Below are 21,532 nucleotides of genomic sequence, written 5' to 3' on the forward strand. Positions count from 1 at the left end.
TTTCTAATTCTATTTGTAGATAGTAAAACTTTTACCTTAAATTCTGAGAATATTCAGATTATTTATTTCGATTACATCTAGTATAATTGTTTCCGTAACTAAGGGCAATACAGTAAATAATGATTTGTAGTTTTATGTAAAATCAGACTCGATATAAAATAATAACATTGGGAAAAAATTTTTTACATACAATTTATACTCTTTTCCTTATGGCAGTTTTGAAATAATATCAAAACTCTTTTTCTTTTGCAAAATAGTCGATACCTCAAAATACCATTCTCCTAATAATTAAGATTAACCATAATCTTCACAACGGAACACAAGATTTTCTCACAAACTTATTTTCTACTGAATTTTTGACAATCTCTTGAACTGTGCGAAATGTCACATCTGTATTTTACAACCTCTCTTATAGTAAGGGTATGTAAGAGAGACGTATTAAAGGAGTGAACAGTATGAAGAAAAAAACTTCAGCACTAATGAGACGTTTAAAATATTTTTCACCAATAGATCGTTATAACGATAATCATACACAAGAAACATATGAAGATCGCGAATGGGAAAATGTGTACAGAAAGCGTTGGCAGCATGATAAAGTAATTCGTTCTACACACGGCGTGAACTGTACTGGTTCATGTAGCTGGAATATATATGTGAAAGATGGAATTGTGACGTGGGAAGGGCAGGAGCTTAACTATCCAACGACAGGTCCTGATATGCCAGATTTTGAACCGCGAGGATGCCCACGTGGAGCAAGTTTTTCTTGGTACATTTATAGTCCACTTCGTGTGAAATATCCGTATGTACGTGGTGTTCTTTGGAGTATGTGGCAAGATGAACTACAAAATAACGAGTCACCACTAGATGCTTGGAAAAGTATTGTGGAAAACCCTGAAAAAGCACGTAAGTATAAGCAGGCGCGTGGTAAAGGTGGATTTATTCGTGCGAATTGGGATGAAGTATTACAACTCGTTTCAGCTTCTCTACTTTATACAGTAATTAAATACGGGCCAGATCGAAATGTTGGCTTTTCACCAATTCCAGCTATGTCGATGTTAAGTCATGCTGCTGGTAGTCGTTTTATGCAACTTATGGGTGGGCCGATGCTTAGTTTCTATGATTGGTACGCAGATTTACCACCAGCTTCTCCGCAAATTTGGGGCGATCAAACAGATGTACCAGAAAGTAGTGACTGGTATAACTCTGGTTACATTATGACATGGGGTTCAAATGTACCGATGACGAGAACACCAGATGCTCACTTTTTAGCAGAGGTTCGATATAAAGGAACGAAAGTCGTTTCTGTCAGTCCTGACTTCGCTGAATCTACAAAGTTTGCGGATGATTGGATTAGTGTGAAACAAGGTACAGATGGTGCACTTGCGATGGCAATGGGGCATGTGATCTTACAAGAATTTTACGTAGATAATCAAGTGGAATATTTCACAAAGTATGCGAAGCAATATACTGATTTTCCTTTCTTTGTCACATTGAAACAAAAAGGAGATCAATTCGTTGCTGATCGTTTCTTAAACGCTGCTGATATTGGACGCGAAACGAAGTTAGGAGAATGGAAACCTGTTCTTTGGAACGAGAACACGAATGATTTTGCAACACCTCAAGGCACAATGGGCTCACGTTGGGATAACGAAAAGAAATGGAACTTGCGTTTAGAAGATGAAGAAACAGGTGAAAAGATTGATCCACGTCTTTCTTTACTTGGAATGGAAGAAACGATTGGAACGGTACAAATTCCGTACTTCTCTGATGATGGAAACAAAGTATTAGAACGTACAATTCCAGTGAAAAAGGTTATGACAGAAGAAGGCGAAGTGTTCGTTACAACTGTATACGACTTAACGTTAGCAAATTACGGGGTGAACCGAGGGTTTGGCGGACAAGAGCCGAAAGACTTCAATGATGATGTACCGTTTACACCTGCATGGCAAGAGAAAATGACAGGAGTGAAACGAGAACTAATTATTCAAATCGCTCGTGAGTTCGCACAAAATGCCGCTGATACAAATGGTCGCTCGATGATTATTGTTGGAGCTGGTATTAACCATTGGTTTAATTCTGATACGATTTATCGCGCAGTTTTAAATCTTGTTCTTCTAGTTGGGGCACAAGGAGTAAACGGCGGGGGATGGGCGCATTATGTTGGTCAAGAAAAGTTACGACCTGCAGAAGGATGGCAAACAATCGCGATGGCAAAAGATTGGCAAGGGCCACCAAAATTACAAAATGGTACGTCTTTCTTCTATTTCGTAACAGATCAATGGCGCTATGAAGATACACCTGTTGGACATTTAGCATCACCAATTGAAGGTAACTCACGTTATCAACATCACGGTGATTACAATGTATTAGCAGCACGACTCGGCTGGTTACCTTCTTATCCAACATTCGAGAAAAATGGAATTGAATTATATAAAGAAGCTGTTGCTGCTGGTGCAACAACGCAAGAAGAAATCGGAAAATATGTTGCACAAAAATTAAAAGAAAAAGAACTGAAATTTGCGATTGAAGATCCTGATAATAAAAACAACTTCCCGCGCAACTTATTCGTGTGGCGTGCGAATTTAATTTCAAGTTCTGGTAAAGGGCATGAATATTTCTTAAAACATTTATTAGGTACAACAAACGGATTAATGAATGACGATAGTGATTCATTACGACCAGAAGAAATTAAGTGGCATGAAGAAGCACCAGAAGGGAAGCTTGATTTACTCATTAATTTAGATTTCCGTATGGCTGGAACAGCGCTGTATTCTGATATCGTCTTACCTGCTTCAACTTGGTACGAAAAACATGATTTAAGTAGTACAGATATGCATCCATTTGTGCATCCATTTAATCCAGCAATCGGTTCACCGTGGGAAGCACGCTCTGACTGGGATATTTTCACTTCACTTTCTAAAGCTGTGTCAGATTTAGCGAAGAAAATAGATCTTGAACCAATGAAAGAAGTTGTTGCAACACCACTTCTTCATGATACACCGCAAGAATTAGCGCAACCACTTGGCAAGATTAAAGATTGGAGTAAAGGTGAATGTGAACCAATCCCGGGTAAAACGATGCCACAAATTCATGTTGTTGAAAGGGATTATAAAACGATTTATGACAAAATGACAGCACTTGGACCAAATGCCGGAAAACAACCGATTGGTACGAAAGGGATCTCTTGGTCAGCAGAAAAAGAGTATGAGCAATTAAAGAGCAAATTAGGAGTTGTTCGAACGGATACTATTGCGAAAGGTTGCCCAGACATAAAAGAAGCAATCAATGCTGCTGAAGCGGTATTAACGCTTTCTTCTACAACAAACGGTCATATGGCAGTAAAAGCATGGGAAGCACTTGAAAAACAAACAGATCTAAAATTACGTGATTTAGCAGAAGAACGTGAAGAAGAATGCTTTACATTCGAACAAATTACAGCACAACCGAAAACAGTAATTACTTCTCCGGCCTTTACAGGTTCAGAAAAAGGTGGACGACGTTACTCACCGTTTACAACAAATGTGGAACGTCTTATTCCTTGGAGAACGATAACTGGTCGACAATCTTTCTACTTAGACCATGACATGATGAAAGAATTTGGTGAAACGATGGCAACATTTAAACCAATTCTGCAACATAAACCGTTCCGTAAGTCACGCCCTGAAGTAGAAGGGAAAGAGATTACACTAAACTATTTAACACCGCATAATAAGTGGTCGATTCATAGTATGTATTTCGATTCATTACCGATGTTAACGCTGTTTAGAGGTGGTCCAACTGTTTGGATGAATAAAGAGGACGCTGCAGAAGCTGGCGTTGCTGATAATGATTGGATCGAGTGCTTTAACCGTAACGGTGTTGTCGTAGCGCGTGCTGTTGTAACGCACCGTATACCGAGGGGAATGGCATTTATGCACCATGCGCAAGATCGCCACATTAACGTGCCTGGTACGAAATTAACAAGCACCCGTGGGGGAACGCATAATAGTCCAACCCGTATTCATGTTAAACCAACACATATGATTGGTGGATATGGCCAATTAAGCTATGGATTTAACTATTATGGTCCGACTGGGAACCAGCGTGATTTAAATGTTGTAATCCGTAAACTGAAGGAGGTAGATTGGCTTGAAGATTAAAGCGCAAGTCGGAATGGTAATGAACCTAGATAAATGCATCGGCTGTCATACTTGTAGCGTAACGTGCAAAAACACCTGGACAAATCGTCCAGGTGCGGAATATATGTACTTCAATAACGTAGAAACGAAGCCTGGAATTGGTTATCCGAAACAATGGGAAGATCAGGAGAAATATAAAGGCGGATGGGAATTGAAAAATGGTGAAATTCAGCTGAAATCTGGTTCGAAAATGAAACGTCTTATGAACATTTTCCACAATCCAGATCAACCAACAATTGATGATTACTTTGAACCTTGGAATTATGATTATGAAACATTAACAAATAGCCCGCAGCGTAAGCATCAACCAGTTGCTCGTCCGAAATCAGCAATTACAGGCGAATTTATCGACAAAATTGAATGGGGTCCGAACTGGGAAGATGATTTAGCTGGTGGACATATAACAGGATTACAAGATCCGAACGTAAAGAAAATGGAAGAAGAAATTAAAACAGATTTTGAAAACGTCTTTATGATGTATTTACCACGCATATGTGAACATTGTATGAATCCGTCTTGCGTATCATCTTGTCCATCTGGTGCGATGTATAAACGTGAAGAAGACGGCATTGTTCTTGTAGATCAAAATGCATGTCGTGCTTGGAGGTTCTGCGTATCATCTTGTCCATATAAAAAAGTGTATTTTAACTGGCAAACGAATAAAGCTGAAAAATGTACAATGTGTTTCCCACGTATTGAGGCTGGTATGCCAACAATTTGTTCAGAAACATGTGTGGGACGTATCAGGTATATTGGGGTAATGCTATATGACGCTGACAAAGTAAAAGAAGCAGCTTCTGTTGAAGACGAAAAAGATTTATATGAATCTCAGCTTACTGTTTTCCTAGATCCAAATGATCCAGAAGTAGCAGCTGAAGCGAAAAAACAAGGCATTCCTGAAGAATGGATTAAAGCAGCACAAGAGTCACCAATCTATAAAATGATTATCGATTGGAAAATTGCTCTGCCTCTTCATCCAGAGTACCGTACAATGCCGATGGTTTGGTATATTCCGCCGCTTAGCCCAATTATGAATATGGTGGAAGGGAAAGGCAGTAACTGGCAAGCAGAAGCGATTTTCCCTGCTATCGATAATATGCGTATTCCAATTCAATATTTAGCGAATTTACTCACTGCAGGAGATGAATCACACATTCGTCTTACATTGAAGAAAATGGCTGTTATGCGAACGCATATGAGAGCGCTGCAAATTAATAAAGAGCCAAATGAAGCTGTATTAAAAGAACTTGGTTTAACGAAACAGGATGTAGAAGATATGTATCGTCTTCTTGCTATTGCGAAATATAAAGATCGCTTCGTCATTCCGGGCACTCACCGTGAACAAGTGGCAGATTTATATAGCGAACAAGGAAGCTGTGGTTTAGCATTCGCAGGTGGTCCAGGCTCTTGTATGACAATTTCTTAAATAAAGGGGGCAGAAAATGATGAAACAAAGTTTACAAACTGCTTTTTCTTGTTCTTCTTTTCTTCTCTCCTATCCTGAACTAGGGTGGAGAGAAGCTGTAACTGAATTGCAAGAAGAGATTGAAACGATAGAAAAGGAAGAAGTTAAAGCATCACTTACAGCCTTTATAAAGCAAGCGCTAGATAAAACGAATGATCAACTCATTGATAGTTACGTATATACATTCGATTTTGGTAAGAAAACAAATATGTATCTTACTTATATGAACACTGGTGAACAAAGAGAAAGAGGTATTGAATTATTAGAGTTAAAGCAGCATTATAAAAAATCTGGTTTTGAAGTAACGGATAAAGAACTACCTGATTATTTACCACTTTTTCTTGAGTTTTTTGCAAATGCAAATGAGCAAGACAGTGAACCAATTATGAATAAATACAAGCAGAATATACAAGCATTACACGTTCAGTTAAAAGAAGCAGGTAGTATGTATGAACCAATTCTTGCGGCTGTGCTACTCGCTATCGAAGCATGGGATGTACAGACAAATTAGAAAGGAGAGTTGTTAAAATGATGAATCAATTTCTATGGGTATTGTTTCCCTATATCATTTTTGCAATCTTTATCGGTGGACATATTTTTAGATACAACTATGATCAATTTGGATGGACATCAAAATCTAGTGAACTATTAGAAAAGAAAATGCTCCGAATCGGAAGTCTATTATTCCACTTTGGGATTATGTTCGTAATTGGCGGTCATGTTATGGGGATATTAATTCCAGAAGCTGTATACCGTTCGATAGGTATTTCTGAGCATACGTATCACATAATGGCAATTAGTTTCGGGCTTCCGGCAGGTGTTGCTTCTATCATCGGTTTAATTATATTAACGTACCGCCGCGTAACTGTAAAACGTATCATTGCAACGAGCACAAAGGGAGATTATATTGCGCTTATTTTATTACTTATCGTAATGTTAGCAGGACTTTCTTCAACATTTTTAAATATCGATTCAAAAGGATTTGATTATCGTACAACAATTGGCCCTTGGTTCCGAAGTCTCTTTATTTTCCAACCGAAAGTTGAATATATGACGGAAGTACCAGTATGGTTTAAAATTCATATTCTTGCAGGGATGGGTTTATTCGCAGTGTGGCCATTTACAAGACTAGTACATGTATTTAGTGCCCCAATTAAATATGTAAGCCGTAGTTATGTAATTTACAGAAGACGTATTCCTAATGAGTTGAAAAAATAATACTGCTGTAAACGGATAGGAGTTAGCAGCTAAAACGAAACGAGGTCTCATATGGCAGGCCTCGTTTTTGTTTACATAGGAAATAATCGTTAATAAGTAGTTTAAATTGAAAAAAGATTAGCATCTAAATAAGATGCTAATCAATGCTACAAACAGAAGCAGAGCAATCTTCACAAGCAATTTCACATTTTAAAAATTGTAAATCGTGGATTGTAATCTTTCCTTTATGAATCGAAATTGTACCTTGCTTTTTTAATTCATTTAACATTCGATTTACACTTTCACGTGAAGTTGCACAGAAATTAGCAAGTTCTTGATTCGTTAATGGTAAATCGATGAGAATCCCATTTTCTTTTAATACACCGTAACTATTTGTCATTCGTATAAGAGTAGAATACAGGGCACCTTTTTTGCCGTGTAATACTAAATCTCGAAACTTCGTTTGCATTCTTCTTAAATGTTCACTAATCCATTTCATAAATTCAAATACAAGTGCGGGTTTTTGGAGTAATGCTTTTTCTAAGGTTTCACGCTTTATAACTCCTACTTCAACATCTTCAAGGCATTTTGAATTTAATAAATACTTCGCATTGTCCGTGAATAATGTTAATTCTCCAATAATGTCGTATGCCGAACAAATACGGAGTGTTAATTCTTGCCCGTCAGCACTTAATTTACTAATTTGTACTTTTCCTGAGTGGATGATATAGAGCTCTGTTGCCTCCATACCCTCTTGAAAAATAAAACTACCTTTTTTAATTTGCATTTTATATTCAACAGATGCAAGTAATTCTTTTAAATCTTGAGATAATGTCATACTGTTTGCCACAGTGATCACCTTTCTTCTTATAAGCAATACATTTCCTATTTTGAGTGTAAGTATGATGAAAATGCAAGAGCTATTTTAAAAATAAATTGAAATTTCAATGACCGTAAGGGGAAGAAATCTTCAGTTTTTAGTTTGAAAAATTCAATAGACAAAGCGGATGAGATTAAAGATGTGAACAAAATTCGAACGGATTTGTGAAGAATTTTTGAATGGGGAAAGTAATGTGAGAAAAGTCACATTGAATATGTAGCTTCTTTTTTATAATGAAGGCAAATAAAAAAATTGAAAGCTTACTAAGGATTGCAGCAGAAAAGAAGGGATATAGATGCACGAGAACATGAAAGATTCTTTAGAACGGCCACTTCAAGATTTACGTATTTCAGTTATTGATCGTTGTAATTTTAGGTGTACATACTGTATGCCTGCTGAAGTGTTCGGACCTGATTACACTTTTTTAAAGGAAGAGCTTTTATTAACGTTCGATGAAATAGAAAGATTAGCGAGATTATTTATAAGTATGGGAGTCAATAAAATTAGGCTTACTGGCGGTGAACCTTTATTGCGTAAAGACTTACCGACGTTAATTGCAAGACTTGCAAAGCTAGAAGGCTTAAAAGATATTGGACTCACAACAAACGGTATTCATTTAGCAAAACAAGCAAAGGCGTTAAAAGAAGCGGGATTAAAACGTGTAAATATTAGTTTAGATGCGATAGAGGATTATGTCTTCAAAAAAATTAATGGACGAAATATAAGTACAAAACCTGTATTAAAAGGAATTGAAGAAGCGAAGAACGCAGGGTTAGAAGTAAAGGTAAATATGGTCGTAAAAAAAGGAATGAATGATAGTCAAATTCTTCATATGGCTCGTTACTTTAAAGAACAAGAAATTCAGCTCCGTTTTATAGAGTTTATGGATGTGGGCAGTACAAACGGCTGGAACTTTGAACAAGTTATTACGAAGGAACAATTAATAGAGAAGATTAATCGTGTATATCCGATTGAGCCTGTTAAACCTCGTTACTTTGGAGAGGTTGCGAAAATGTATCGATATGTAGGGAGCGATGCAGAAGTTGGATTTATTACTTCTGTTTCTGAGTCATTTTGTTCTTCTTGTACGAGAGCCCGTATTTCGGCAGATGGTAAGTTTTTTACATGTTTATTTGGAACAAAAGGAACGGATTTGCGAACGCTTCTTCGAGAAAATATTTCTGACGCCTCATTATTAAAAATTTTACAACATACATGGCGATATAGAACAGATCGATATTCAGATGAAAGAACGGTTGAAAGTACAAGTAAACGTCCAAAAGTTGAAATGTCTTACATTGGTGGATAGTGAAAGGCGGAGTTCTTATGCAAGAGCGTTATGCAAGACAAGTATTGTTTTCTAGAATTGGTGAAATGGGACAAAGAAAAATAAGAGAAAAGCATGTGCTCCTAATCGGTGCGGGTGCACTAGGAGCTGCAAATGCAGAAGCTCTTGTTAGAATGGGAATTGGGAAATTGACAATTGCTGACCGTGACTACGTCGAATGGAGTAATTTACAACGGCAACAGTTATATACAGAAGAAGATGCACAGCAGTGCAAACCGAAAGCAATTGCAGCGGCAGAGCATTTAAGAAAGATTAATTCTGAAGTGGAAATTGTATCAGTTGTATCGGATGTCACACTGCAAGAAATAAAAGAGTTAACAAAAGAAGTGGATCTCATATTAGATGCGACTGACAATTTTGATACGCGCCTACTTATAAATGACATTTCACAAAAAGAAAATATACCTTGGATATACGGTGGATGTATTGGAAGTTACGGTGTAACGTATACAATTCTTCCAGGGAAAACACCATGTTTTCGCTGCTTAATGGATCATCCTATGGGTGGTGCAACATGCGATACAGCAGGAATCATTCAACCAGCTGTACAAATGGTCGTTACTCATCAAGTAACAGAGGCGATGAAAATATTGGTGGATGATTTCGAGGCGCTAAGAGGAACAATGTTATCATTTGATATTTGGAACAATCAATATCTCTCATTAAAAGTAAATAGACAGAAGAAAAATACATGTCCATCTTGTGGAAATACACGCACGTACCCAAGTTTAACATTTGAAGCACAGATGAAAATGGAAGTGCTATGCGGACGGAATACGGTTCAAATCCGTTCAGGGGTAAAACGTGTTCTTCATTTAGAGGAAGTTCAAAAACGATTACAAAAAAGTGTACTTGTCCAAAAAACGCCTTACTTACTATCATTTCTAATTGATGAATATCGTTTCGTTTTATTTACAGACGGTAGGGCATTTATTCATGGAACAAATGATGTGAAAATAGCAAAACGATTATACGCAAAATATATAGGATGAACAGAAAGAGAGTTGCCCCTTATTAAAACGAGGTGAAAAAGAATGTTAGAAAAACGTATACCAATTCCAGTGGCAGAAGCAGTTGCACGTGTAATGGAATATGCTTACCAAGGTGAAATAGAAAAGGTTTCTCTTATAGAAAGCTACGGTAGAACACTTGGAGAAGATGTTATTGCAGATCATGATGTCCCGCATTTCAATCGTTCTCCATACGACGGATTTGCGATTCGAGCAGAAGATACAAAAGAAGCAAGTAGCAGTAATCCCATTCTGTTTGAAGTGATTGGTGAAATTGGAGCAGGTTTTGTTTTTACAGAAGATGTGAAAGCATTTCAAGCTGTCCGTATTATGACAGGTGCGGCAATTCCTGCGGGGTGTAATGCAGTAGTTATGTTAGAGCTAACGGAAGGATTTGAAGAAAACGAAAAGACTTATATGAAATTGAAACGCTCCTTTGTTGCTGGGGATAACATTTCTTTTAAAGGAGAAGATGTAAAACAAAATAGCATTCTGGTGAAAAAAGGGACTGTTATTAATCCTGGAGTTGCAGCACTTCTTGCTACGTTTGGTTATAGTACGGTATATGTTGTAAAACAGCCAGTCATTGGAATTGTAACGACAGGAAGTGAACTGCTCGAAGTACATGAACAATTAAAGCCAGGGAAGATTCGAAATAGTAACTCTTATATGGTAGCTGCTCAAATTGAACGAGCAGGTGGAATTGTACAGTATTATGGGCAATTCGCTGACAATTTTGAGACGTGTTATAACACTGTAAAAAAAGCGATAAAAGAAGTTGATATATTAATTACAACTGGTGGCATTTCAGTAGGAGACTATGATTATTTACCGGCTATTTATGAGAGATTACAAGCTAATGTACTTTTTAACAAAATAGCGATGCGACCAGGAAGTGTGACAACTGTAGCTGAGTTAGAGGGAAAACTATTATTTGGTCTATCTGGTAATCCTTCTGCTTGTTATGTCGGATGTGAATTGTATGTTCGACCTGTCATTGGAACATACTTGCATAGGAAAGATCCGCACATATATCGTGCAGAGGCAATTTTACAGAAAGACATTTCGAAAGCAAATCCGTTTACTCGTTTTGTAAGAGGGAGAGTAGAAATTGTAGATGGGCAATTGCAAGTTACACCAGTCGGTTTAGATAAATCTAGCGCAATTTCTTCAATTGCAGAAGCGAATGCATTTATCGTTCTGCCGGGAGGAACAAGAGGATTTGAAACAGGAATAACCGTTTCGGTACTGTTATTAGAATCGAACGTCGGAAGTGAGTGGCCGTGGGAAGAGCCGCTTCGATCATACAAGTAATAGAAAAAGAGATTGCTAACTTATATAAGGATCAGAGGTGCAAGATGACACATACGTATTATGAAGTAATTGATACACCTATTTCAATTGAAGAAGTTACAAACAAAGTAATTCGTCGTGAGTGTGGTGCGGTTACTACTTTTATTGGTACTGTTAGAGAATTTACGAAAGGTCGACGTACACTTTGTTTAGAGTATGTAGCTTATAAGACAATGGCGGAGAAACAACTTGAGAGAATTGGCACTGAAGTAGGAGAGAAGTGGCCGGGGACATATGTCGCTATTACACATCGTATTGGTACATTACAAATTTCTGATCTTGCTGTTGTTGTCGCTGTTTCTACACCACACCGGAAAGCTGCATATGAGGCGAACGAATATATTATGGAGCGTATTAAACAAATTGTTCCAATTTGGAAGAAAGAGTTTTGGGAAAATGGTGAGTCATGGATAGGTGATCAGTTAGAGAAGGTAACATATGCAAATGGTGAGCCTGGAAAGGAGAGGAGTATATGATTGAAGTACTATTATTTGCACATTTACAAGAAGAAGTAAGTAAGCCAGCATTACACATAGATTGTGAAAATATTACAGTTGCGAAGCTGAAGGAAGTTCTGATTAAGGAATATAATGTAGCAATTTCAAACGAGATTATGGTCGCGATAAATGAAGAGTATGCAAATGAGGATGACATCATTCAAGTTGGCGATGTCGTAGCAATGATTCCGCCAGTAAGTGGTGGTTGATTCTTCTCAGCCTAATCATGTTAGGACGTGATTAGGCTGGAGAGAATAAATATAACTATGCATACATAGGAGGGAACAGGATGAAAAGTCCTAATTTTCAATTAATTTTACAAACTTCTAATCTAGTTATCGGTTTTATGGTATGGGTCATTTTATCATCATTAATGCCTTATATTAAAGCGGATATTCCATTAACTGCGGGACAAATTTCTATGGTAACAGCAGTACCGGTTATTTTAGGTTCTGTTCTTCGCATTCCAATTGGTTATTGGACAAATCGTTTCGGAGCAAGAAAATTATTCTTTATTAGTTTTATTTTATTATTATTTCCTGTCTTTTATATTAGTGTTGCCAATTCTATGATGGATTTAATTATTGGTGGATTATTTGTCGGAATCGGTGGTGCTGTATTCTCTGTAGGGGTAACTTCTTTACCAAAATACTTTCCGAAAGAGAGTCACGGTTTTGTAAATGGTATTTACGGTGTAGGTAATGCCGGAACAGCAATTACTTCATTTTTAGCGCCTGTTATCGCAACTTCAGTTGGCTGGAGAGCGACAGTACAATGTTATTTGGTTTTACTTGCAGCATTTGCACTTATGAATTTTTTATTAGGCGATCGTAAAGAGAAAAAGGTGAATACACCATTAATGGAACAAATAAAAGGTGTATATAAAAATGAAAAACTTTGGTTTTTATGTATCTTTTACTTTTTAACATTCGGATCATTTGTCGCATTTACCGTATACTTACCAAACTTTTTAGTATCTCACTTCGGATTAGAGAAAGTAGATGCAGGTATGCGGACAGCTGGATTCATCGTACTCGCAACAATTATGCGCCCAATTGGTGGTTGGCTCGGTGATAAGTTTAATCCATTTAAAATATTAATCTTTGTATTTATCGGTTTAACACTTTCAGGTATTATTTTATCATTTATGCCTAGCATGAACGTGTATACATTTGGTTGCCTACTAGTCGCATTTTGTGCAGGTATAGGTAATGGTACAATCTTTAAACTCGTTCCAATGTATTTCTCAGAACAAGCTGGTATTGTAAATGGTCTCGTATCAGCTTTAGGTGGACTAGGAGGATTCTTCCCACCGCTAATTTTAACGTTACTATTCCAATTAACAGGTCATTATGCAATTGGATTTATGGCGTTATCAGAAGTCGCACTTGCTTGTTTAATCATTACAGTATGGATGTATAGCCAAGAGAAATTGTTAGTGATGTTAAAGAATCATTAATAAGGAAAAAGAACTGTCCCAAAGTATTTTGGGATGGTTCTTTTTGTAATAGGCTTCAACATGTTTTTATTGCTATCTCAACAAACGCTCGTTTTCTAAAAGAATGTGTTTTTAAAATGAAAAACAGAAGGTTTATGGAATTTTATTTTAAAATATAGAAGTCAAAAGTTATTCAATTAAAGGGTAGATTAGTGAAGGAAATCTTAAATCTATTCTAAAGATCGAACTCATTTTTAGAATGCAAATATTTAATTGAATCGGGATGTTTAGATGAAAAAAATATAAGTCCACTCAAGATAAACAAGTATCAGGTATGTTAGGTGTTTTAAGCGACAAGTATGGAATTGATGTAAGTATTCTTCGCATAGTAACTGCAGTATCAGATTTTTCTAGGGCCAGATTTTTTGGTAAGGCTAATGGATATTGTGAAAAAGAATACTTATAAATAAAAAATACCGTTTAGGTTGATAAGATAAAATTATGAATTTGTATAAACAATCCATAATTTTCTTTATGAGTTATATTTGATATGTTAAAGAAAAGAGAGGGGAGGGAAATGAAATAAGAATTTTTGATGAGCATTTTCATATTATTGATTTAAGTTTTCTGATTATTAAGAACTGAGGGTGTTTTCAGACGAAATAAATGTGGTCCATATTTAGTAAAGAGTTTAATCCAACTATAATATATTTGGAATGAGGTTTTACATGTTTGTTTTTATTATATTAGACGTGATATTACCAATATTAATATTGATGCTAATTGGTGCAATCTTACAAAGAAAGTTTCAATTTAACTTAAAGCAGCTATCTACACTTATTACTTATTGCTTGATGCCAGCGGCTGTATTTGTGAATATATATGATATTCGTATAGAAACAGGTTTGTTGCTCCAGATAATATACTATTTAATGCTTTATAGTCTGAGTCTGATCATAGTAAGTCATTTCATTTCAAAAATATTAAAGTTAGAAAAAGGAGAAAGTGCAGCTCTAAAAAATAGCATTTCGTTAATGAATTCCGGTAATTATGGGTTACCAGTAAGTCAATTGATTTTCAGTCACAATCCAGTGGGGGTTTCCATTCAAATTTTTATTGTTATTTTCCAGAATCTTTTAACTTATTCATATGGGATATATAACTTACTATCAGCAACAAAAACAATCGGAGGTATTATTCAATCATTTCTAAGACTGCCTGTATTTCATGCACTCGTATTAGGGGTTTTCTTTCAATCTTTTACAATTCAAATACCTAATTCTATCTTTATTCCTCTTAATCAGCTTGCGAATGGTTTTGTTGCAATAGCACTCATATTGCTAGGGGCACAATTATCCAACATTAAGCTTAATTTTTTCCATCGAGTCATAACATGGGCTTTAATTGGAAGGTTACTGATGGGACCATTATTAGCACTTGCTATGATATATCTACTAAACATGGATGGTATTGTTGCACAATCATTATTTATTGCAAGTTCTTTTCCTACGTCAAGAAATACATCAACCATTGCTATGGAGTATCAAATAGAACCTGAATTACATGCACAAATCGTTTTATTTTCAACACTTTTCAGCATTATTACAGTAACTGTCGTTATTTATTTGTCATATATTTTGTTTTGAATGTACGTGCAAAAAACGAATAGATTTGAGGTGGTAAATGATGGACGGAAATCCCATCGATATGAGAAGAAAACAGTCTTAAATATATTGAGTGTCGTTTACAATTGTACTATGTCTGATAATCAAGTGGCTTAATTCAAAAAAAGGAAACTCATTAGGGGTTATTTCGTATGTAAATCTTTAAAGCATCTACATATAGATTTGCGAAAAAAGACATAATCTCGCTTATAATTGACGTTACATGAGCTTAGGTTGATAGTGATGGGGGAGCGTCAAGTAAGAATTTTATCTTTATTGATTCCATGTAGTTTTTCCGTATTATTGTAAATAAGGGGGATGATTCCAAGTTGAGTAAACAGAATATCAGCACAACAGTTTCAGGAGATATAATTGTTACCCATCTAGTTGGTAATATAAAAACAGATGATGTGTATGAATGGTTTAATGGTTTCGAGCAGGTTTGTCAGCAATTCATTTCCGAAGGGCGGAAATACAAATTGTTGGTGGATAGAAAAGGATACACGCCAAATCATTTTTCTGTTCAAAAAGTATGGAAAGAGAAGTTTTTCAATGAAACCATTTTGAATCACAGTAAGGCAATTGCATTTCTCCTTGAAGAGGGGGAGATAATGGATTATTTACAACAATCTAATACGAAAGAATCTGTGAGATTTTTTGATGATTATGAACAAGCGCTAATTTGGTTGAATGAATATCCAATATAAAACCTATATTGAAGCAGTTGCTCTCAAGCAACTGTTTTTTATGTCCGTAATTGTTGACGTTGTTTCCAGGCTTCCAACACCGTTATTTTTCTTCACAGATTCTTGTCCAATTGCTTGTCTGAGCCTAAAAAACGAAACTAAAGCAAAAAGAACAAACGCCTCTAAAAACGTTTGTTCAAAGTTAATTACTATTTTAGCTGAGTGATAGATTACAATTTGCGAGTATGAGAAAGTTTTTTTATAAGTTTAGGAAGTATAGATGTTAATTCTTGCTTCATGCGCTTCGTAAACGATGGGTCCTTACCTGAAGTTGAAATAGTGACAACATATTCATCATTTCGAATGACACCAGGTGTGTGAAAAGATGATGCTGTACTACCACTTACAACGTTAACCCACTGGAAATCATGAGCGGCCTGTTTGACCATCATATTTACAGCATGTTGATTTGTAGCTGCATAAATAAGATGAGCATCTTTAATATCATCATTACTAAAAGTTTTTTGCTTCCAAGTAATATAAGAAAGTTCCTTCATTTCCTCGCAAATTTCTGGGCTGACAACAGTGACGAAAGCACCTGTATTTTTTAATCCAGACGCTTTTCGATATGCAATTTTACCTCCACCAATGATAACGACCACTTTATTTTGTAGATTAAACATAAGAGGGTACATGTTATACATATATGCATTCCTCCATTCGTTCTAATAATGTTAACTTCATGTATGTATCAAACTGAAGACAGTTACAAGTCGTAACGTGATCATATTTTTTTGTATGCAATTTAATTTTTTGAAGTAATAATCCGGTAAAGAGAAGATACGGCATGACATATACATGGGACGCAGTCGATGTTATAGCCTTGAGCTCAGCAGCAAAAGAGGGAGTTCCTTTCGTTAAAAAGGAACAGGATACTGGCATACCAAGTTTTCGTTCGACAGCTGCTCTGATTTGTTGTAATTCATGTATCGGTTGTGGATCACTACTGCCTCGTCCTACGAGTAAAATACTACTATTTTGCATTGACATAGCTTCACGTATTCTTTTCACTACAAGTTCCACCATATGTGGATGTGTACTAAAAGGAGGTACAACTGAAAATGTTATTTGTGGATATTTCTTTTGTAGTTGCTCTATTTCAAAAGGAATATCACGTTTATAGTGAGCTGCTGCAAATAATAAAACAGGTACAATCATTATTTCAGTTACTCCCTCTATTATCGTTTCTGTAACTGCATCCGAAATAGTAGGTGTCGTTAGTTCTAGAAAAGCTATTTTTTGAATTCTTTCGTTTCGCTCTTTCATAACAGATTGAATAAATTGAATGAATTGTTCATTACCTTCTTGTAGCCGGCTCCCATGTCCAACATATACAATTCCTTTCATTGTCTCACCATGTCTTTCTTCATAAGAGTTTCTTGTAATTGATGATCTACGTTATGAAACCCAACTTTATTTGCATAGTGTAAAGTTGGAACGTCGGTATACGAGAATGGGAGAGTAAGAATATTGATAAAGCCAAGGCGTTTTATTTCTGCTAGAAACGTATCAATAGAAGCACGACCTTCAAATACAATGCTATCCCATGAGAATTCAGAAAGAATACGTGAATGAATTTCATCGAAGCGATGATCAATTGTGTACTCATGAGTCATCATATAGGAACCAGCACCAATTTTTTCTTGAATAACAGCAATTCGGTTAATGTTTCGTCCTAAATAAATCGTTGAATTCGAAGAAAATTGCGCAGGTTTACTGAACAATCCATATTGCATGAGCTTTTCTTGAATAGAAAGGTTCATATACTGAAGTTCTGCCTGTAAGGAACGAATATCTTTATGATATTTACTGCATGATTGCATTAAGATGTCTACACTGTCAGCGGAACAAAATACAAGACGATCAACGTTAAAAATCTTATTGATTTGTTCAGAGGTTAATGTGTATTCTTTCTTTTTGAAAGTTGGAATTTGATATATTTCTGCACCGGACTCTTGTAACATTTGCTTTATTGCGCTTTTTTTATTTGTTGCAGATGCAAATAAAATTTTCTTGCTGTGCAATGGCTTGCGTTCTTTCCAAGAGATTTGATTACGTAAGGAAACGACATCACCAACAATTGTCATAGAAGGATTAGAAATATTTTCGTTTTTGACAATAGAAACAATGGTAGACAGTGTCCCTGTGACAACGCGCTGTTTACCAGTTGTACCCCATTCAATGACTGCTACTGGCGTATCTTCTTTTTTTCCTGCTTGTAGTAAGTTTTCACAAATTGTAGGTAAGTTTTTTATACCCATGTAGTAGGCAATCGTGTCGCTATTGTAAGATGAATTATATTTTCCATGATCGCTTAAAGGACCTTTTGCATGTCCGGTTAATAAAGTGACACTATTACTGTAGTCACGGTGGGTGAGGGGAATACCTGCATAGATACTAGCGGCGATGCTAGATGTAATACCTGGTACAATTTCATATGGAATATTTGCTGATGCTAAAGTTTCTGCTTCTTCACCAACACGGCCAAAAATAGATGGATCTCCGCCTTTTAAGCGGACTACGATTTTTCCTTCTTTCGCAAATTGAAGGAGGTGTGAGTTAATCATTTCTTGACGCATAGTATGATTCTTTGGCATTTTTCCGCAATAAATAAGTTCACATGTTTCTTTTGTATAATTAAGAAAGGAAGGGTTTAATAAGCGGTCATATAAGACGATATCTGCACGATTTAAGCACTCTATCGCTTTTTTTGTAATAAGCCCTTCATCACCTGGTCCTGCACCAACTAAATATACATATCCGTTCATATTCGCACCTCGTCTATTTTTATTTAAAAGGAAGCCAGGGGAGGCTTCCTTTTGTAAATTACATGTATATATAAATATCTCCGTCAATAACTTCTACTTCATACGTTTGAATACAACCGTCATCAGGTTTTTGAACTTCACCTGTTAGTAGTGAAATTTTCCAATCATGTAGTGGACAAAAGACGAATTCTCCAGATACAATACCTTCCGCTAATGGCCCGTTTTTATGAGGACAACGATTTTCTACAGCTCGAATATCGCCATTTGAAAGGCGGAATAGGGCGAAAGACATACCTTTCATTTGCACCTCTTTACCGATTTGAATAGGAAGGTCTTCTGCACGCATAACTTTTATTTTTTCTTTCGTTTGTATCATATAGGTCACAGCTCCTTATTTCACAGTTTCTACTTCATACATCGCTTTTAATGATTTCGTTTCTAGTGCTTGTCCCCATGCTTCTTTATATGTGCCACGAGCTTTTTGGAAACGTTCATTTAACGTAGTAACCATATTTGCATCTTGCAGTATTTCTTTTATGTGATCGAAGCCTAAACGTTCTGTCCAGTAGGCAGTACGCTCTCCGTAAATACCAGTTTCACGATAATATTGCATGTAAGCTGTAGCGATGCGAAGGACATCATCTTCAGTAGGGACAATCATTACAAAATCAGCTTCACGTACTTCTGTGCCACCATTTCCGCCAATACAAAGTTGATATCCATTTTCGACACAAACAACGCCAAAATCTTTCGTCAGTACTTCCGCACAGTTACGCGGACAACCAGTTACACCCATTTTCATTTTATGAGGTGTATCTACCATTTCTAATGATTGTTCAAGCAACATACCAAGTCCTAATGAATCTTTCGTACCGAAACGGCAAAAACGAGAGCCAACACATGATTTTACATTACGAAGAGATTTTGAATACGCATATCCAGAAGTCATATTTAAGTCAGCCCATACGTTAGGTAAATCTTGTTTCTTGACACCGTATAAGCCAATTCGGCTTGCACCGGTAATTTTCACAAGTGGAACATCATACTTCTTCGCAACTTCAGCAATTTTCATTAAATCATCTGCTGTTGTAACGCCTCCGTACATACGTGGAATAACAGAGAATGTACCATCGTGTTGGATGTTACCATTCATTCTTTCATTAACGAAACGGGACGATTTATCATCTTCATATTCTTCTGGAATCGCCATACGTAAATAGTAGTTTAAAGCAGGGCGGCATTTCGAACAGCCGTCTTCATGTGCAAAACCAAGAACATTTCGTACTTCTTTTGGAGATTTTAAGCCTTTCTCGTGAATGGCCGCTACGACTTCATCACGGGATAAAGGTGTACATCCACACATACCGGCAGATTGCGCTGAGGCATCAAAAGCATCTCCAAGTGTATGAGATAAAACTTGTTCCACAAGCGGACGACATTTACCACAAGACCCTGCGGCTTTCGTACAGCCTTTAACTTCTTCAAAAGTCGTTAACTCTTGTTCTAAAATGGCGTGAACGATTGTACCTTTCGTAACACCATTACATCCGCAAATCGTGTCATCAGCACTCATAGTAGCAACGTCAAGTTCACTCTCTTCACCAGCTTTGTGAAGAATGGAAGCTGGTGTATATTCTTGTATATCTTCTTCTTTCTTTAACATGCTAAAGAGGCGTGTACCGTCAGCTGTGTCACCATATAAAACGATACCGACGACTTTATTATCACGAATTAATACTTTTTTATAGGAACGTTTACATTCATCAAAGATGGATATTGCTTTCGTTTGATCATCTTCATAAATTTGACCAGCAGAGAATAAATCACAACCAGCAACTTTTAATTGCGTACCGACGATACTGCCCGAATATCCATCAGTTTGTAAATTTGTTATATGTTTTGCTAATATCGCACCTTGTTCATAAAGAGGAGCAACAAGTCCATATGCGATACCGTCATGCTCTGCACATTCTCCAACTGCATAAATGGACTCATCATTTGTTAGCATATAGTCATTGACTACAATACCGCGATTTACAATTAAACCAGCATCTTTTGCTATTTGCGTATTTGGGCGTATTCCGACAGCCATTACGACTAAATCACAATCTACAACTTCACCATCTTCAAATTGAATGCCCTCAACATGGTCTGTACCAAGAATTTTTGCAGTTTTCTTTTCCATTAGAAATTTCATGCCTTGCGCTTCCAAATCTTCGCGTAATAGAGAAGCTGCTTTCGTATCTAGTTGCTGCTCCATTAAGTTTGGCATTAAATGAACAACATGTACGTCCATCCCTAAGTCAATAAGACCTCTTGCGGCTTCTAAACCAAGTAACCCACCACCAATAACAACGGCCTTTTTCTTTTCTTTAGCGGTGTCTATCATAAATTGTGTATCTTCAATTGTTCGAAATCCTGTTACACCAGGAAGAGTAGAACCTTCAACAGGTAAAATAAAAGCACTAGAACCTGTTGCGATAATGAGTTTGTCATATGTAAGAGTACGATTTTTTTCTGTGATAATGATTTTTGCTTCTCGGTTAATAATTTGAACTCTTTCGTTTGTATATAAAGTTATTTCGTTTTCTTCATACCAACTGTATTCATTCATAATGATATCTTGCATATTTGTTTTGCCTTGTAAAACGTGAGAGAGCATAATGCGATTGTAGTTTGGATGCGGTTCATCTCCCAAAATAGTAATCTCATATGAATCACTATTATGTTTTAATATTTCTTCCATACAGCGTATTCCAGCCATACCATTTCCGATCATAACTAAACGTTTTTTCATTTTCGTTTCCCCTTTTTCTGTGAAATGTTGAACAAAGGATTATATTTCTATTATAGAAAATCCAAAAAAGGGGAAATGTGATATTTATCACATTTTTATAATGATTCACAAATTGTTAAAATTCGGATTTATTCGAGAGGGATGTGTATATTCTTTACCAAATGAAAAAACAGGACATAAGTATGTATACT

18 protein-coding genes and 1 pseudogene are annotated in these 21,532 nt (G+C 36.3%); 13 read left to right on the forward strand and 6 right to left on the reverse strand.

All coding sequences use genetic code 11. The features are described 5' to 3' along the window. Positions 1-455: 455 nt before the first annotated feature. From BUA87_RS01935 to narI, 4 genes are read left to right on the forward strand one after another with little or no spacing between them, the layout of a single operon-like run. Entirely contained in the window at positions 456-4,139 is a 3,684-nt protein-coding gene (locus tag BUA87_RS01935) for a nitrate reductase subunit alpha (protein WP_000730786.1), read from the forward strand. Continuing rightward, positions 4,129-5,604, forward strand: a complete 1,476-nt coding sequence (gene narH / locus BUA87_RS01940) for a nitrate reductase subunit beta (protein WP_000692669.1) — start codon at positions 4,129-4,131, stop codon at positions 5,602-5,604. The genes BUA87_RS01935 and narH overlap by 11 nt, the downstream gene beginning before the upstream one ends. A gap of 19 nt (positions 5,605-5,623) precedes the next feature. Next, the gene (gene narJ, locus BUA87_RS01945; protein ID WP_002153026.1) at positions 5,624-6,154 is read left to right on the forward strand and encodes a nitrate reductase molybdenum cofactor assembly chaperone; all 531 of its coding nucleotides are present in this window, start codon (positions 5,624-5,626) and stop codon (positions 6,152-6,154) included. Positions 6,155-6,171: 17 nt separating this feature from the next. Then, positions 6,172-6,861, forward strand: coding sequence for a respiratory nitrate reductase subunit gamma (narI, locus tag BUA87_RS01950; RefSeq protein WP_000981851.1), 690 nt, complete (start codon positions 6,172-6,174; stop codon positions 6,859-6,861). A gap of 136 nt (positions 6,862-6,997) precedes the next feature. On the opposite strand, the gene BUA87_RS01955 is transcribed toward narI, so the two are convergent. Beyond that, entirely contained in the window at positions 6,998-7,690 is a 693-nt protein-coding gene (locus tag BUA87_RS01955; RefSeq protein WP_000013863.1) for a Crp/Fnr family transcriptional regulator, read from the reverse strand. Positions 7,691-8,015: 325 nt separating this feature from the next. Here BUA87_RS01955 and moaA point away from each other — a divergent pair, with 325 nt between their 5' ends. The 9 genes and pseudogenes from moaA (at position 8,016) to BUA87_RS01995 (ending at position 15,737) form a co-directional block, all read left to right on the forward strand. Further along, positions 8,016-9,029, forward strand: coding sequence for a GTP 3',8-cyclase MoaA (moaA, locus tag BUA87_RS01960; RefSeq protein ID WP_000545013.1), 1,014 nt, complete (start codon positions 8,016-8,018; stop codon positions 9,027-9,029). A 17-nt stretch (positions 9,030-9,046) separates the two neighbouring features. Next, a complete protein-coding gene (locus tag BUA87_RS01965) occupies positions 9,047-10,060 on the forward strand; it encodes a molybdopterin-synthase adenylyltransferase MoeB (RefSeq protein WP_001158065.1) in 1,014 nt (337 codons plus the stop codon). Between the two features lie 42 nt (positions 10,061-10,102). Beyond that, the gene (gene glp, locus BUA87_RS01970; protein ID WP_000890785.1) at positions 10,103-11,392 is read left to right on the forward strand and encodes a molybdopterin molybdotransferase MoeA; all 1,290 of its coding nucleotides are present in this window, start codon (positions 10,103-10,105) and stop codon (positions 11,390-11,392) included. A gap of 44 nt (positions 11,393-11,436) precedes the next feature. After that, positions 11,437-11,907 carry a molybdenum cofactor biosynthesis protein MoaE gene (locus BUA87_RS01975; protein ID WP_000149961.1) on the forward strand — a complete coding sequence of 157 codons (471 nt, stop codon included), beginning with the start codon at positions 11,437-11,439 and terminating at the stop codon, positions 11,905-11,907. Then, positions 11,904-12,137: a molybdopterin converting factor subunit 1 gene (gene moaD, locus BUA87_RS01980; RefSeq protein WP_000573676.1), complete on the forward strand. Its 234-nt coding sequence runs from the start codon at positions 11,904-11,906 to the stop codon at positions 12,135-12,137. Before BUA87_RS01975 ends, moaD begins: the two co-directional genes overlap by 4 nt. Before the next feature lie 80 nt (positions 12,138-12,217). Then, positions 12,218-13,387, forward strand: a complete 1,170-nt coding sequence (narK, locus tag BUA87_RS01985; RefSeq protein ID WP_000841839.1) for a nitrate transporter NarK — start codon at positions 12,218-12,220, stop codon at positions 13,385-13,387. Between the two features lie 274 nt (positions 13,388-13,661). Beyond that, positions 13,662-13,775: pseudogene (locus BUA87_RS31570) on the forward strand (PspC domain-containing protein); the annotation flags it as partial. Positions 13,776-14,094: 319 nt separating this feature from the next. Next, positions 14,095-15,012: an AEC family transporter gene (locus BUA87_RS01990; RefSeq protein WP_000497496.1), complete on the forward strand. Its 918-nt coding sequence runs from the start codon at positions 14,095-14,097 to the stop codon at positions 15,010-15,012. A gap of 317 nt (positions 15,013-15,329) precedes the next feature. Further along, a complete protein-coding gene (locus BUA87_RS01995) occupies positions 15,330-15,737 on the forward strand; it encodes an STAS/SEC14 domain-containing protein (RefSeq protein WP_232292659.1) in 408 nt (135 codons plus the stop codon). 209 nt (positions 15,738-15,946) lie between these two features. Here BUA87_RS01995 and BUA87_RS02000 read toward each other — a convergent pair whose 3' ends face one another. Genes BUA87_RS02000 through nirB form a run of 5 tightly spaced genes read right to left on the reverse strand, consistent with a single transcriptional unit; the run spans position 15,947 to position 21,341 of the window. Further along, positions 15,947-16,420 (reverse strand): precorrin-2 dehydrogenase, encoded by a 474-nt coding sequence (locus tag BUA87_RS02000; protein WP_000282601.1) that lies wholly within the window; start codon positions 16,418-16,420, stop codon positions 15,947-15,949. Next, positions 16,413-17,123, reverse strand: coding sequence for a sirohydrochlorin chelatase (locus tag BUA87_RS02005; RefSeq protein WP_000676477.1), 711 nt, complete (start codon positions 17,121-17,123; stop codon positions 16,413-16,415). Before BUA87_RS02005 ends, BUA87_RS02000 begins: the two co-directional genes overlap by 8 nt. Next, positions 17,120-18,544 (reverse strand): uroporphyrin-III C-methyltransferase, encoded by a 1,425-nt coding sequence (locus tag BUA87_RS02010; RefSeq protein ID WP_001014974.1) that lies wholly within the window; start codon positions 18,542-18,544, stop codon positions 17,120-17,122. The genes BUA87_RS02005 and BUA87_RS02010 overlap by 4 nt, the downstream gene beginning before the upstream one ends. Positions 18,545-18,602: 58 nt before the next feature. Then, complete coding sequence (nirD, locus tag BUA87_RS02015; protein WP_000616683.1) at positions 18,603-18,920, reverse strand: nitrite reductase small subunit NirD; 318 nt, start codon at positions 18,918-18,920, stop codon at positions 18,603-18,605. A gap of 15 nt (positions 18,921-18,935) precedes the next feature. Continuing rightward, the gene (nirB, locus tag BUA87_RS02020) at positions 18,936-21,341 is read right to left on the reverse strand and encodes an NADPH-nitrite reductase large subunit (RefSeq protein ID WP_072938261.1); all 2,406 of its coding nucleotides are present in this window, start codon (positions 21,339-21,341) and stop codon (positions 18,936-18,938) included. Positions 21,342-21,532 lie beyond the last annotated feature (191 nt).

The organism is Bacillus sp. bc15, assembly GCF_900142585.1.
Taxonomy (GTDB): domain Bacteria; phylum Bacillota; class Bacilli; order Bacillales; family Bacillaceae_G; genus Bacillus_A; species Bacillus_A cereus.

Coding starts and splice junctions, on each gene's coding strand:
- nirB (WP_072938261.1), bottom strand. CDS start 21,341: ATGAAAAAACGTTTAGTTATGATCGGAAATGGTATGGCTGGAATACGC.
- BUA87_RS01990 (WP_000497496.1), top strand. CDS start 14,095: ATGTTTGTTTTTATTATATTAGACGTGATATTACCAATATTAATATTG.
- BUA87_RS01935 (WP_000730786.1), top strand. CDS start 456: ATGAAGAAAAAAACTTCAGCACTAATGAGACGTTTAAAATATTTTTCA.
- narK (WP_000841839.1), top strand. CDS start 12,218: ATGAAAAGTCCTAATTTTCAATTAATTTTACAAACTTCTAATCTAGTT.
- glp (WP_000890785.1), top strand. CDS start 10,103: ATGTTAGAAAAACGTATACCAATTCCAGTGGCAGAAGCAGTTGCACGT.
- moaD (WP_000573676.1), top strand. CDS start 11,904: ATGATTGAAGTACTATTATTTGCACATTTACAAGAAGAAGTAAGTAAG.
- narJ (WP_002153026.1), top strand. CDS start 5,624: ATGAAACAAAGTTTACAAACTGCTTTTTCTTGTTCTTCTTTTCTTCTC.
- BUA87_RS02005 (WP_000676477.1), bottom strand. CDS start 17,123: ATGAAAGGAATTGTATATGTTGGACATGGGAGCCGGCTACAAGAAGGT.
- BUA87_RS01975 (WP_000149961.1), top strand. CDS start 11,437: ATGACACATACGTATTATGAAGTAATTGATACACCTATTTCAATTGAA.
- narI (WP_000981851.1), top strand. CDS start 6,172: ATGATGAATCAATTTCTATGGGTATTGTTTCCCTATATCATTTTTGCA.
- BUA87_RS01965 (WP_001158065.1), top strand. CDS start 9,047: ATGCAAGAGCGTTATGCAAGACAAGTATTGTTTTCTAGAATTGGTGAA.
- BUA87_RS02000 (WP_000282601.1), bottom strand. CDS start 16,420: ATGTATAACATGTACCCTCTTATGTTTAATCTACAAAATAAAGTGGTC.
- BUA87_RS02010 (WP_001014974.1), bottom strand. CDS start 18,544: ATGAACGGATATGTATATTTAGTTGGTGCAGGACCAGGTGATGAAGGG.
- nirD (WP_000616683.1), bottom strand. CDS start 18,920: ATGATACAAACGAAAGAAAAAATAAAAGTTATGCGTGCAGAAGACCTT.
- moaA (WP_000545013.1), top strand. CDS start 8,016: ATGCACGAGAACATGAAAGATTCTTTAGAACGGCCACTTCAAGATTTA.